The 12,524-nt window shown below is 72.1% G+C and carries 13 protein-coding genes; 6 read left to right on the forward strand and 7 right to left on the reverse strand.

Annotated features, from left to right (window positions below; all coding sequences use genetic code 11):
* Positions 1-13 precede the first annotated feature (13 nt).
* The 3 genes from ACZ5PB_RS29765 to ACZ5PB_RS29775 are packed head-to-tail and all read right to left on the reverse strand — an operon-like array spanning position 14 to position 2,702.
* Positions 14-523: a PhzA/PhzB family protein gene (locus tag ACZ5PB_RS29765; protein ID WP_468695344.1), complete on the reverse strand. Its 510-nt coding sequence runs from the start codon at positions 521-523 to the stop codon at positions 14-16.
* Positions 524-577: 54 nt separating this feature from the next.
* On the reverse strand, positions 578-1,843 hold the full coding sequence (locus ACZ5PB_RS29770) for an acyl-CoA dehydrogenase family protein (protein WP_468695346.1): 1,266 nt from the start codon (positions 1,841-1,843) through the stop codon (positions 578-580).
* 46 nt (positions 1,844-1,889) lie between these two features.
* A complete protein-coding gene (locus tag ACZ5PB_RS29775) occupies positions 1,890-2,702 on the reverse strand; it encodes an SDR family oxidoreductase (RefSeq protein ID WP_468695347.1) in 813 nt (270 codons plus the stop codon).
* 336 nt (positions 2,703-3,038) lie between these two features.
* On the opposite strand from ACZ5PB_RS29775, the gene ACZ5PB_RS29780 reads away from it, so the two are divergent.
* Together ACZ5PB_RS29780 and ACZ5PB_RS29785 are read left to right on the forward strand one after the other, a co-directional pair.
* Positions 3,039-3,740: a class I SAM-dependent methyltransferase gene (locus ACZ5PB_RS29780; RefSeq protein WP_468695348.1), complete on the forward strand. Its 702-nt coding sequence runs from the start codon at positions 3,039-3,041 to the stop codon at positions 3,738-3,740.
* Positions 3,737-4,165 carry a VOC family protein gene (locus tag ACZ5PB_RS29785; RefSeq protein ID WP_468695349.1) on the forward strand — a complete coding sequence of 143 codons (429 nt, stop codon included), beginning with the start codon at positions 3,737-3,739 and terminating at the stop codon, positions 4,163-4,165. Before ACZ5PB_RS29780 ends, ACZ5PB_RS29785 begins: the two co-directional genes overlap by 4 nt.
* 62 nt (positions 4,166-4,227) lie before the next feature.
* On the opposite strand, the gene ACZ5PB_RS29790 is transcribed toward ACZ5PB_RS29785, so the two are convergent.
* The 4 genes from ACZ5PB_RS29790 to ACZ5PB_RS29805 all read right to left on the reverse strand — a co-directional run bounded on the left by ACZ5PB_RS29790 (position 4,228) and on the right by ACZ5PB_RS29805 (position 9,274).
* Positions 4,228-5,616, reverse strand: coding sequence for an FAD-binding oxidoreductase (locus tag ACZ5PB_RS29790; RefSeq protein WP_468695351.1), 1,389 nt, complete (start codon positions 5,614-5,616; stop codon positions 4,228-4,230).
* A gap of 52 nt (positions 5,617-5,668) precedes the next feature.
* Complete coding sequence (locus ACZ5PB_RS29795; protein ID WP_468695352.1) at positions 5,669-7,135, reverse strand: DHA2 family efflux MFS transporter permease subunit; 1,467 nt, start codon at positions 7,133-7,135, stop codon at positions 5,669-5,671.
* Between the two features lie 76 nt (positions 7,136-7,211).
* Positions 7,212-8,195, reverse strand: coding sequence for a hypothetical protein (locus tag ACZ5PB_RS29800; RefSeq protein WP_468695353.1), 984 nt, complete (start codon positions 8,193-8,195; stop codon positions 7,212-7,214).
* A gap of 167 nt (positions 8,196-8,362) precedes the next feature.
* On the reverse strand, positions 8,363-9,274 hold the full coding sequence (locus ACZ5PB_RS29805) for a helix-turn-helix domain-containing protein (RefSeq protein ID WP_468695355.1): 912 nt from the start codon (positions 9,272-9,274) through the stop codon (positions 8,363-8,365).
* Positions 9,275-9,449: 175 nt separating this feature from the next.
* Here ACZ5PB_RS29805 and ACZ5PB_RS29810 point away from each other — a divergent pair, with 175 nt between their 5' ends.
* The 4 genes from ACZ5PB_RS29810 to ACZ5PB_RS29825 all read left to right on the forward strand — a co-directional run bounded on the left by ACZ5PB_RS29810 (position 9,450) and on the right by ACZ5PB_RS29825 (position 12,409).
* Positions 9,450-9,770: a helix-turn-helix domain-containing protein gene (locus ACZ5PB_RS29810; protein ID WP_468695356.1), complete on the forward strand. Its 321-nt coding sequence runs from the start codon at positions 9,450-9,452 to the stop codon at positions 9,768-9,770.
* A gap of 180 nt (positions 9,771-9,950) precedes the next feature.
* Positions 9,951-10,808, forward strand: a complete 858-nt coding sequence (locus tag ACZ5PB_RS29815) for an alpha/beta hydrolase (protein WP_468695357.1) — start codon at positions 9,951-9,953, stop codon at positions 10,806-10,808.
* A gap of 46 nt (positions 10,809-10,854) precedes the next feature.
* Positions 10,855-11,394, forward strand: coding sequence for a hypothetical protein (locus ACZ5PB_RS29820; protein ID WP_468695358.1), 540 nt, complete (start codon positions 10,855-10,857; stop codon positions 11,392-11,394).
* 1 nt (position 11,395) lies between these two features.
* A complete protein-coding gene (locus tag ACZ5PB_RS29825; protein WP_468695360.1) occupies positions 11,396-12,409 on the forward strand; it encodes an MsnO8 family LLM class oxidoreductase in 1,014 nt (337 codons plus the stop codon).
* The last annotated feature ends 115 nt before the right edge of the window (positions 12,410-12,524 follow it).

A 12,524-nucleotide genomic window follows, 5' to 3' on the forward strand; every position in this document is an offset into this window, starting at 1 on the left:
CGGCTGCTGGCGGTCACGTGGGTATCCCGGCGCGGCGCACGACGGGCGTTTCGATGCCCAGGGCGCGGAACTGCTGGGTGACGTTCATGAATTCGCGCTGGAGCTTGATCTTTCCGCCCTCGAAGGTGAACGAGTGCAGGAAGTGGTTGCGGTAGTGGCCCTCGGGATACCCGTCGAAGCGGATCTTTCCTTCGCCGTCGCACTCGACCCAGAAGCGGTCGGGGTCCTGGGTGTCGAAGATCTCGATGTTGGTCCAGACCCAGTCGGGGAAGCACTTGAGCGACCAGACGGCGTGCTCGGCGAGCCGGTCCCGGCCGTTGATGGTGATCGGCTCGCCGGTGTCCGTGGTCCACAGCCCGCCGACGCCGTCCTCGGTGAACAGCAGGTGGCGCCGGAGCCGGTCCTGGCCCGTGGTGTGCATGTACTGGTCGACGACGGCGCGGTTGTGCGCGCGCAACGCGTCCGGATCCGTGGGGAGTTCGGTGGTGGTCGGCGTGGAGGGAGGCATGGTGGAGGGAGGCATGGCTGTCCCGTGCTTTCTGCTCGCGGTGGGGGTGGGTTGCGCAGGGCCGTCAGGTCATACGAGGAGGCTGATCTCGCGCGGGTCCTTGCCGACCAGCGACCGGCCGTAGACCTGCTGCGGGATGCCCATGCCGAACCCGGCGTGCCGGCTGCCGACGTGGATGTCGCGCCAGATGCGCTGGAGGGGATTGGCCTCGTGGAAGGCCGAGGAGCCGTAGGCGGTGAGCAGGACGTCCACCGCGGCCCGGCACAGCTCGGCGACGTGGGCACCGTCCATACGGGCCCTGGCCCGGGTGCGGGAGTCCGCGTTGCGGCCCTCGCGGGCGTGCTCGTCGACCGTGTCGGCGAGGCGCCGTGCGTGCAGCTTCGCGGAGTCGATCTTCGTCGCGGCCTCGGCCAGTGCGAGCTGCAGCGTCGGCGACTCGGCCTGGTTCGGATAGGTGGAGCCGGCGGCCGGGCGGCCGGGGGCCTTCTCCTGTACGAAGCCCAGGGCCGCGTCGGCGCCGCCGATCAAGGCGCCGAGCAGGCCGATCGAGAAGACCCCGGTGAGGCTGTTGCGGTAGGGGGATTCGGCGTCGGAGGCGGTCAGTTCGCCGTTGAGCACGGGGAGGTACGGGCGGATCCGGTGCCGCGGGACGAACACCGATTCGGCGACGGCCGTGTTGCTGCCGGTGCCGCGCATCCCGGCGAAGTGCCAGGTGTCCCTGACAGTCAGCTCGGTGCGCGGGATCAGCGCGAAGTGCACGCCGTCCGGGCCGCCTTCGCCGGAGCCGGAAGCGGAGCCGGAGCCGCCCGCGGGTCCGGGGCCGCGTGCCAGCAGCACTCCGATCCACTCGGCGTGCAGGGAGCCCGACAGGTAGGCCCATTCGCCGGTGACGAGGACCCCGCCTTCGACCGGTTCGACGCCCTTCGCGGGCAGCCCGAGCACCTGCGCGGTCCGGGCGGCCGGGGCGCTCCCCCACACCTCGTCCTGGGCGGCAGGGGGAAAGAGGGAGGTCACGAAGTTGCCCACGTTCAGGACACCGGTGACCCAGGCGGTGGAGACGCAGCCGCGGCCCAGTTCGGTCGCCACCTCCAGGAGCGTGCGGGTGTCGGCGCCGTAGCCGCCCTGGCCGCGCGGGGTCAGCAGCCGCGTCAGACCCGCTTGGGCGAGGGCGTCGACCACCCGGTCGGTCAGGCGCCGCGACCGGTCGGCGGCCGGGGCGTCCTCCCACAGCAGCGGCCTCAACTTTGCCGCGCGTGCGAGGAGTTCGGCCCGGTCCGGTACCGCCGTCCGCTGTTCTCCGGGTGCCGCGGCCACGGGCGCCGCTTGTGTCAGCACGATGTCTTCTCCTTCGGGTCGGCCGGCCCCGCGGGCCGGCGTGAGGTCAGTTGCCCTGGGCTGCGAGGGCGACGGGGTCCCACTCCTGCCAGGTGCGCAGCCGGTCCTCGTACACCGCCTGGGCGGTCTTGAGCGCGCCCGCACCGAGGAAGGCGCGCAGGGGCGGCCGTTCGGCGTCGACGATCCGCAGGAGGGGGCCTGCGGTGGCCTCGGGGTCTCCCGGTGCCGTACCGGCCGAGGGGGGCTGGGACCACTCGGCGTAGGCGGGTCCGGGGTCGGCCCGGACCGCCGAGCTGCCGCGCCAGTCGGTGCGGTAGGGGCCCGGCTCCAGCAGGGTGACGTGGATGCCGAAGCGCTCCACTTCCTGGGCCAGCGCGTCGCTGAGCCCTTCGATCGCCCACTTCGACGCGTGGTACAGGCCCAGGTTCGGCCAGGACGCGATGCCCGCGATGCTCGACATCTGTACGAGGTGGCCGCCGCGCTGGGCGCGCAGGATCGGCAGTACGGCCTGGGTGACCCACAGGGTGCCGAAGAAGTTGGTGTCGAGCTGGGCGCGTGCCTGCTCCTCGGTGATGTCCTCCACCGCTCCGAAGAGGCCGTACCCGGCGTTGTTGACCACGACGTCGAGGCGGCCGAACCGTGCGTGGGCCGTGGCCACCGCCTCGCCCACGGCCCGGCGGTCGGCGACGTCCAGCTCCAGCGGCAGCACCCGGTCGCCGTACTGGGTGACGAGGTCCTCCAGGCTCGCCGTGTCGCGTGCGGTGGCGGCGACGCGGTCGCCCCGGTCGAGGGCCGCCCGCGCCCAGATCCTGCCGAACCCCCGGGACGTACCGGTGATGAACCAGACCTTGCCGGACACAGAAGTCTCCCTTTCCTCGGTGCAGTTCGCGGCTTTCCGGGCCCGGCGGGAATTCCTTCCACCGGCCTGTCTCCATTCACCGTCACACCGGGAGGGAATGTCCATGCACACCGATCACCGAATCACTTTTCTGATTTCCAACCGAGGAATTTCCTCAGTCGGACACCAACTCCAGCCCCTTGACACCGGGTTGTCCCCGTCACGCCCGCCACCGACCTTCCCCCGGACCGGCGACTGTGGCGATACTTTCCGGGAATCCAGGAAATCCCGGGAATGCGGAATCCCCCGGCAAGCCCCCGGAAAAACCCCAGAAATCCCCCGGCCAAGGAGATTGCCTTGCGTACCACCGAACAGTCCTATGACTTCACCACTGCCGACTTCAACGCCGTGTACACCGGCGGCGACCTGCTGCCGGGTGCCGAGATCAAGGGCGTGCCGTGGGACATCGGAGAGGCCCAGCCGGGCGTCGTCGAGATGGAGGGCCAGGGGCGCTTCGGCGACGACGTCCTGGACAACGGCTGCGGTCCCGGCGACAACGCCGTGTTCCTGGCCGGCCGCGGCCACCGGGTGACGGCCGTGGATGCCTCCTCCGCGGCGATCGCGCAGGCCAGGCAGCGGGCGCGCGGGCTGTCCATCGACTTCGCGGTGGCGGACGCGACCCGGCTCGACGGCTACGAGGGCCGCTTCGGTTCCGTCCTCGACAGCGCGCTCTTCCACACCCTCAGCGCGGAAGGACGCCGCCGGTACGCGGCCGCGCTGCACCGTGCGACCAGGCCGGGCGCGCGGCTGAGCATGCTGTGCTTCGCGGACGTTCCCGGGGGCATGCCGGCCCCGCTGTCGGTGACGGAGACGGAGGTCAGGACCGTACTGGAGGAGGCGGGCTGGGAGGTCACCGAGCTGTCCCGGACCGTGTACGCGGGGGTCGCGGGGCCGGTGAAGGAGTTCTTCGAGCGGACCGGGCGGCGGCCGGAACTGGACGAGCGGGGCCGTACCCGGCTGCCGGTCTGGAAGGTCTTCGCCGACCGGGTGCAGGCGTGAGCGGGGCCGGTACGCGAACCGTCGCCCGCACCGCCGCCCGAACCGCCTCGCACCAGCGGGCGTTCCCCGTGCTGCGGGTCGGCCGGGTGGCGGCCACCGCGGCCTTCTACGAGCGGCTGGGCTTCACGCGCCGGGTGGCGCACCCGGACTCCGGGGAGCCCAGCTTCGTCGCGCTGCGGCGCGGTGACGCGGAGCTCGCTCTCGCCCAGCGGACCGGGGGCACGGCCCAACCGCCTCCCGCCGAGGGGCACTTCGAGATCTTTGTCTTCGTGGAGCCGGGGTCCCTCGACGCCGTCGTGGCCCGCCTGCGTGCCGAGGGCGTACGGGTGCTCAGCGAGCCGGTACGCATGCCCTGGGGCGAGCGGGTGGCCAAGGTCGCCGACCCCGAGGGGAACGTCGTCGCCCTTGCCTCACCCGCTGCGTGACGACCGCGGGGGCGCTTCGTGGCCGCAGCCCGAAGCGCCCCCGCTGTCCTGCCCGCGAGGCCCTACTTCCCGGGCTTCCCGGGCTTCCCGGGCCGGATGTTCTGGTTCCGCCTGAAGACGTTGCCCGGGTCGTACACGCTCTTCAGCTCGGCCAGCCGGCGCAGCGTCTCCTCGTCGTACACCTCGGCCACGAACTCCTCGTCGCTGCGCCTGCCGTAGACGAAGTTCAGTGAACGCCCGATGGTCCACGGCGCCACCGCGTCGTAGACGGCCTGGTGGGCGGCCCGGATGTCCTCCTCCGGGGTGCCGTCGAGGCCGGAGAGCACCCTGAGGATGTACTGGGCCTGCCGGAACGGCACCGCGTTGCCCGCCTTCGGCACCCGCGACATCGCACCGCCCAGGTGGCGCAGGTCGACGATGCAGGAGACCGGCGCCGTCGTGCCGGCCAGCTCGCGCACCGCGTCGAGCACCTCGGTGGGCAGCTCGCCGAGCAGTACGTTGTTGCCGTGGAAGGAGTGGGCGAAGTCCGGCTCCCGGTAGATGGAGCCCACTTCCTCGTAGCCGATCTCGCCCAGGTGCTCGAAGATCGGGTTCGCCGCCTTGAGCCAGGGTGCCACCAGTTCGGGCCCGTGGACGAGGTCGGTGGTGGCGAACCTGACGTGCAGCACGTGGCGGCCCCGCAGCGGCTCGGGGAACACCTCGATGGGCGGGTACTCGATCATGCCGACCGAGGACGTGATGCTGTCGGGCGCGGTGGCGGTCCACTCACGGAAGAAGGACAGCACCGCCTCGGCGTCCTGGGCGTCGTAGTAGATGCCGCCCCCGTAGATCCGGGCTGCGGGCAGCAGCTCGATCTCCAGGGAGGTCACGATGCCGAAGTTGTCCCGGCCTCCGAGCAGCGCCCAGTACAGATCGGCGTCGCTGTCGGCGCTGACCTGCCGCAGCTCGCCGTCCGCCGTCACCACCTCCAGGGAGCGCACCCGGTCGGCGGCGTAGCCGAACTCCCGTCCCAGCAGGCCGATTCCACCGCCGAGGGTGTAGCCCGCCACTCCGGTGTGCGGCGCCGAGCCGCTCAGGGGCGCCAGCCCGTGCCGTACGGTCTCGGCGACGACGTCCTTCCACTGGGCGCCCGCGCCGATGCGCGCGGTACCGGCCGCGGCGTCGACCGTGGTCCCGGTGAGCCGTCGCGTATTGATCACCACACCGTCCTCGGCGAGCACGGTCACGCCGTGGCCGGTCGCTTGAACGGCGACTGCAAGCCCGCGCTCGGCGGCGAATTTCACCGCGAGTTGTACGTCCTTGGCATCGGCCGCACCGACGACCACGGCCGGACGGTGGTGATATGCGGTCTGGAATCCCTTCAACTCCTCTTCGTAGCCGTCCTGTCCCGGTACCAGTACCGGCCCTTGGGCCTGCTTCGCGAGGGTGGCGAATTCACTGTCGTCAGTCATCTTCCCTATTCCTTAATTGCATACGATCCTCCGCACCGATACCGATGCGCTTTCACCCGACTCGGCCGTCGGACATCTCCTTTGTGTCCAGCGTGGATTCCTGCCGCCCTTCCCGCACGCGGGAGCGCATCGCCAGGCAGGCGGCCGAGCCGAGGAGCAGTACCGCCACCGGCAGCAGCAGCGTGGTGGCGGCGGCGTCCGCGAGTCCCTCGCGGGTGGAGATCTGCACCTGGAGCAGCACGCCGACCGCCGCGCTGCCGATGACGCTGCCGACCTGGCGCAGCTGGTTGTACGCCCCGGACGCCGCGCCCATCAGCTCCTGCGGCACCCCGCTGGTCGCCACCTGTGCCAGCGGCGCGAAGGACGCTCCGGTGCCGAGTCCGCACACGAACAGCGCCACGCCCAGCAGCCACTGGCTCGCCCCGGGGGCCATGACCACCACGAGCATCCCGATGCCCAGGGCGAACACCAGGAATCCGCTCAGTACGACCCACTTGCCGCCGATGCGGTCGGAGAGCACCCCGGCGAACGGTCCGACGGCTCCGCTGGCGATCGCGGTCGGGATCATCAGCGTCCCGGCCTGCTGCGGCGAGAGTTCCATCACCGACTGGAGGAAGAGCATCAGCGGCAGGAACAGCCCGGTCAGGGAGAAGGCGACGGACGCGGCGGCGACGGATGCCGCGCTGAAGTTCCGCTGCCGGAAGAGGGCCGGTGGCATCAGCGGTTCCCGGCCGGCCCGGGAGGTACGGCGCTGGCGGACGGCGAAGGCGACGAGCAGCAGGACGCCGACGGCCAGCAGGCCGGGGACCGTGACCGGACCGGCCACCGTTCCCCAGTCGTACTGCTGGCCGTTCTGCAGCCCGAAGACCAGGGCGAGCAGGCCGAGTCCGGAGAGCACCGTGCCCAGGACGTCGAACCGGTGCTTGTTGCGCGGCAGTCCGCCGGGCAGCAGCCATACGGCCATGGCCAGTCCGGCCAGTCCGATCGGCACGTTGAGCAGGAAGATCCACTCCCAGCCGAGGCTGTCGACCAGGAACCCGCCAAGGAGCGGGCCGACGACCGACGCCAGTCCGGCGACCGCGCCCCACACGCCGAGTGCGGCGCCGATGCGGTGGGCCGGGAAGAGCGTGGTCACCAGGGCCATCGTCTGCGGCGCCATCAGCGCGGCGCCCAGCCCCTGCACGGCACGGGCGGCGATCAGCATGCCCGCGCTGCCCGCGAACCCACACCACAGCGAGGCCGCGGTGAACACGCCGAGGCCGACGAGGAACATCGGCTTGCGGCCCAGCTGGTCGCCGAGCCGGCCGGCCGCCAACAGGGGAACGGCGTAGGCCAGCAGGTAGACGCTGTTGACCCAGACCATCTGGTTCAGGTCGGCGTCCAGGTCGGCCAGCATGCCGGGGATGGCGACGTTGACGATGGTGATGTCCATCATGATCAGGAAGAACCCGATGCAGAGCGGCACCAGGGCGACCCAGGGGTTCACCCGCTTCGCGGGGGCTGTCAGACCTGTATCCACTTCGATCAACGACCTTACGTCTGCTGGTTGTTCAGGTGGGGGACCTTGTTCACGTGGGGGACCGGAGCGGGTGCGTTCACCCGGCGACCCGGCGTTCGAGCTCGCCGGCGAGCTCGTTCCAGGCCGCGGCGGAGGCGCGGGCCACCGCGGCCAGCTGGGTGGCCCGGTGTGCGGGCACCCGTTGTGCGATGTCGGGGCCGCCCTTGCCGATCACATGGGTGTCCAGCCAGCGCAGTACCTCCCGCCCCTCGTTGCTGTAGCGGAGCGCCGGGTCCTTCTTCATCGAGTCGAGGACCGTGGCGGAGTCGACCGCCACGCTCCGGCGGGGGCGCGGCGGCGTCTGCCGTGCGGCGGCACCCCGGACCCCGGGGGGCAGCGGGTCCTCCCCGCGTCCGATCCGGTCGCGTACGTCCCTGGCCGTCTCGACGGAGACCCCGGCCGCGGCGGCGATCACCCGGAGCGGGGTTCCCTCCCCCAGCTCCTCGATGACGTCACGGCACCGCAGCCGGCCCTCGGCCGGGCTCAGGGAACGCGCCCGGCCGTCGTGGCCGACGCGCACGGTGGGCCGGGCGTCCTGCGGGGCGTCCCGTGCACCGGCCCTGCGCAGGGTGCCGACGGTCTTGCCCGACAGTCCGGTGCGTACGGCGATGGCCCGGTCGGACCACTGGGGGTGGCTGCGCAGGATCCGTTGTGCCGCCTGTCTGCGTTCCGACAGCGTCAGCGGGAGGCCGTGCCGGACGTTCGACTCGACGGCCAGCAGGAACGCGTCGGCCGTCGATCCGCTGAAATAGGTGACCTCGATGGTGGTCCGGCCGCTGAGCCGTGCGGCGTGCAGCCGGTGCATGCCGTCGACGACCCGCATGGTCTGGCGGTGCACGATGATCGGCGGCAGCGGCTCCTCCAGACCGGCGAGCCGTCGCACGTGGTCGCGGTCCATCCCCGACAGCCGGGGCGTCTCGGCGTCCAGCAGCGTGTCGACCGGGACGGACACGGCCATGCCCATGGCTCCCCGGCCGGGTGCTTCAGCGATGTCGATGTCGATGTCCATGCCGACGGGCATGCTTCCTCCGTACGTGAGTTGACGGGCGTGACGGGCACCCTGAAGCGGCCCGTGGACAGGTGGGACGTACCGATGGCGGAACGCGGCGGTGGAAGGTGGCGGCGGAACGCAGCACTGGAAGGCGGCGCGAGGAACGCCGGAGGAGAGTGCCGTGACAGCGGCCGGTGTCAGCCGCCGAGCGTGGACCGGGCCGGCGCGGAGGCGTCGTACGGCGCGGCCCGGCCGGGCTGTTCGAGGGATCCCGCGAGGAGTCGCAGTGCGGCCTCGGACGGGGTGCCCGGCTCGGCGGAGTAGGCGAGCATGCGCCGTCCTGCGCCGCCCGCGAGTTGCATGGTCTCGAAGGCGAGCTCCATGCAGCCCACCGAGGGGTGCTGGAAGTGCTTGGTTCCCGAGACGCATCCGCGTACCGGATGACGCGCCCACATGGTGCTGAACTCCGGGCTGTTCAGGGCGAGTTGGCCGATCAGTTCGGCCAGCTGGCGGTCCTCGGGGTGACGTCCGGCGACCAGTCGCAGGGCGGCGAGCGCCGTCCTGGCCTCGTCGTTCCAGTGGAGGTAGAGGTCGCGGGTGAGCTCGTCGAGGAAGAGCAGCCGGGTCAGATTGGGGCGCCGGGACGGCTGGTCGGGGCTGTCGGCGGCCAGGTGTCCGGCGAGCAGGGCGTGCCCCAGCGGGTTCCAGGCCAGGACGTTGTTGCGGCGGTCCAGGACGACCGCGGGTACGTCGGGCATGGCGGCGAGCAGCTGTCGTACGGCGAGGGGAGCCTGCTCCGGCCGCGCGGCGGGGCGCCGCCGGTGGGTGCGGACCGGACGGGCCAGGTCGTGCAGGTGTGCGCACTCGTCCTCGGTGAGCCGCAGGGCTCCGGCGATCGCGTCGAGGACCGAGTCCGAGACGTTGGTGCTCTGCCCCTGTTCGAGCCGGGTGTAGTGGGTGACGCTGACCCCGGCGAGGATGGCGAGCTCCTCGCGCCGCAGTCCCGGTACGCGGCGGCGTGTCCCGTGGGGCTGCAGTCCGACGTCCTCGGGGCGCAGGGCGCCACGGCGGTTGCGGAGGAAGTCACCCAGTTCCGACTGTGCGTTCATGACATCGAGTCTGCCTCGGCCGCACCGGGTCCGGGAGCCCGGAAGGTAGTCCTGTCCTGAGTACCCTCCGCCCGGAGGGTGGCCGGCTGCGTACTCAGGTCGGAGGTCTGGGCAGCCGGCGGATCACCCCGCAGGCTTCCACTTCGTCACTGTCCAGACAGATGCGGAGTGCGCCATGTCCTACGAAGAGGCGGAGTGCTCCGGACCGGAGACGACCGTCTCCCCTTCGGACGAACCGGCCGAAGAACCGGCCGACGAACCTGCCGACGAAGCCGCCCCCGAACCCCCCTTCGACCTGGCGGAGTTCTCGGTGTCGGTACGGACGGCGGCCTCGATGCTGGGCCTCGATGCCCGCGTGGTGTGCAGGCTGGTGCGGAACGGCACGCTGCGATACGTGAGCGTGGGGCAGAAGCGGTACGTCCCGCTGCCCGAACTCTTCGCGTACCGAAGGCTGTTGCGCCCGCCGTCGGACGGCGGCGGCAGCGGGGACGGCTGACCGGGACCGATTCGCGGCGGTGCTCAGTTGGGGCTTACAGGGGGGGTGCAGTGCTCCCCTGACGACCGCGAACTTCCAGGGTGACCGCGAAATGACTACCCAGAGCAGGGCACTGGCTGGTCCTCGCCGACCGGCGAAGGATCGGTGCCAAGCAATCCCTGCAACGTGGAGGAGAGGGTCGTGTCGGATCCCGCAGCCCGTATGTCCGCCGCCGTCGAGTGGAAGTCCGCGCGCGTCCCTGCGGCACAAGGGCAGATCCCCGTCCGGATCTTCCGGCCCCCGTCGGGCCACCGCGGCTGGCTGGTGTGGGCGCACGGGGGCAGTTGGCACAGCGGGTCCGTGGAGGGCTGGCACCGGGCCTGTGCGGACCTGGCACGGCACTCGGGCTGTGCCGTGCTGAGCGTGGACTACCGGCTGGCGCCGGAGAACCCGCACCCGGCGGCGCTCGAAGACGTGCTCGCCGCCGTGGACTGGGCCCAGGAGCGGTCCGACGAGGAGGGTCTCGGCCCGGTGAGCGTCGGCGGGGACAGCTCGGGTGGCACCATCGCGGCCTGCGCCGCCGTGGTGCTCCGCGACCGGGGGCAGGCACTGCGCGCCCAGGTGCTGGCCTATCCCCCGCTGGACCCGGAGTGCCTGGCTCCCTCGTACACCCGCTACCACGACAACTTCCCCGCGCCGAAGCTGCTCCGCGCGGCCTGGCGCTCGTACCGCGGCAACGGCACCACTCCCCCGGCCGCCCTCCCGATCACCCCCTTCGAGGTCGACGACCTGTCCGGGCTGGCGCCCGCGGTGCTCGGCGTCGGCGAGTTCGACCCGGTCGCCGACGACGTGCGCCAGTACGCCCACCGGCTGGCGAGGGCGGGCAACGACGTCGAGTTCGAGGAGTTCCCGCGGATGATGCACGGCGCCTTCCTCCAGCCGGGCAGGCCCGGGGGGCCCGGCCCCCGCGAGCTGCGGCCGTGGCTCGGGGCCGCTCTGCAACGCCGGCTGACGGCGGCGGGCGCCCCCCTGCCCTCCGGCACGGCCCAGGCCCACTGACTGACCACACGACCCACCGCGACCCACCGCACGAAGGAGAGGAACCATGAGCATCACCGAGACGAGCCCCGCGCCCCATGTGGAGGCCCTGCTGAGGCACTTCGGCGACCTGCGCGACGGCACCCACGGGGAGTCCGCCGTCTCGCGCCAGGCCAAGGAGCGGCTGTTCCACGAGGCCGTGGACCTGCTCGACCCGTACGCCCGGCTGGTGCTGGAGGAGATCAACACGCATCTGCTGCACGGCACCGGCGAGGTCGTGGCCAGCGGGTCGATCCGCACCAGGGACGGTGACCTGCTGGCCACCTGGGGGCTGACCTGGGAGGAGCAGCGCAAGGAGGGCATTTCGCCGGTCAGTCTCGTGGCGCACTACGGGCGGACGTTCCACCACCCGCATCTGCGGGGCGCCACGGTGGCCGAGTGGCCGCTCAACGTGTTCACCGACGCCCAGGCCGCGGCCGAGGTGCCGACGCTGCGGGCCATCGCCTCGGGCGACCTGCACAACCTGGTCTTCCAGCGGGACTTCCGCATCGTGCCCGCCGTCGTCGACCCGTCCGGGGCCGCGGCCCGTGCCGGGCAGGGGGTCTGACATGACGGACACGTACGCGCCCACGCCCGCGCCGCTGCGGCTGTCGGTGCTGGACCAGACGCCGGTCGGTGAGGGGCACTCGCCCGCCGATGCGCTGCGGGCCTCCGTCGAGCTCGCCGAGGCGCTCGACGTGCAGGGGTTCACCCGGTACTGGCTCGCCGAGCACCACAATTCGCCGGGCTTCGCGGGCACCGCCCCGGAGATCCTGGCCGGGCAACTGCTCGCCCGTACCAGGAACATGCGCATCGGCACCGGGGGCGTGCTGCTGCCCCGGTACTCCGCGCTGAAGGTGGCGGAGGTCTTCCGCGTCCTGGCGGCGCTCCACCCGGGGCGGGTCGATCTGGGGCTCGGCAGGGCCGGTGGTCCTGCGCAGCGCTTCCCCGAGCAGGTGAGCGACGTACGCCGGCTGCTGGGCATGGACCAGGACCAGGACAACGCGACGGCGGCCGGCGGGGCGCCCGCGCCGCAGATGTGGCTGCTGGGGGCCGGGACCCGGTCCGCCGAACTGGCCGGGAAGCTGGGCACGTCGTTCGCCTTCGCCCACTTCCTCGCCCCCACGCCGGGGCGGGCGGCGCTGGAGTCCTACCGGCGCGAGCTCGCCGGATCGTCGTCCGGACCGTCCTCCGGGCAGCGGGCCGGGACCGGGGTGCTGGCGGTACGGGCGGTGGTCGCCGACACCGATGCGAAGGCCGACGAACTCGCCCAGTCGCTGCTGCTGTGGCGCAGCCGCAAGGACCTCGGGCAGGACCTTCCGATGCCGTCCCTGCACACCACGCGTCACCACCGGTGGACGGGTGACGAGGTGGAGCGGGCGGCCGTCAACGGCCGGTCGCTGGTGTACGGGACCCCGGAGCGCGTGCACGCCCGGCTCACCGAGCTGGCGGCCGTGCACGGGGTCGGCGAGATCGTCGTCAACACGCTGACGCACGACCCGGCGGACCGGCTGCGCTCCTACTCGCTGCTGTCCGAGGCGTTCGCGCTCACCGCCCGGGTGCGGGAGTCCCTGGCGGCGTGACGGACATGGCGGAGGGGGGGGGGGGGGGGGGGGGGGCGCCCCCCCCCCCCCCCCCCCCCCCCCCCTTTCTGTTTTTTGTTCTCCCCCCCCGAGAGAGGATTCAGGGGGTGAAGGG

Source organism: Streptomyces sp. NPDC032721 (assembly GCF_055579625.1).

Excerpts from the sequence above, each read along its gene's own strand:
- ACZ5PB_RS29820 (WP_468695358.1), top strand. The coding sequence starts at position 10,855 with ATGAGCATCACCGAGACGAGCCCCGCGCCCCATGTGGAGGCCCTGCTG.
- ACZ5PB_RS29825 (WP_468695360.1), top strand. The coding sequence starts at position 11,396 with ATGACGGACACGTACGCGCCCACGCCCGCGCCGCTGCGGCTGTCGGTG.
- ACZ5PB_RS29810 (WP_468695356.1), top strand. The coding sequence starts at position 9,450 with ATGTCCTACGAAGAGGCGGAGTGCTCCGGACCGGAGACGACCGTCTCC.
- ACZ5PB_RS29790 (WP_468695351.1), bottom strand. The coding sequence starts at position 5,616 with ATGACTGACGACAGTGAATTCGCCACCCTCGCGAAGCAGGCCCAAGGG.
- ACZ5PB_RS29765 (WP_468695344.1), bottom strand. The coding sequence starts at position 523 with ATGCCTCCCTCCACCATGCCTCCCTCCACGCCGACCACCACCGAACTC.
- ACZ5PB_RS29805 (WP_468695355.1), bottom strand. The coding sequence starts at position 9,274 with ATGAACGCACAGTCGGAACTGGGTGACTTCCTCCGCAACCGCCGTGGC.
- ACZ5PB_RS29800 (WP_468695353.1), bottom strand. The coding sequence starts at position 8,195 with ATGCCCGTCGGCATGGACATCGACATCGACATCGCTGAAGCACCCGGC.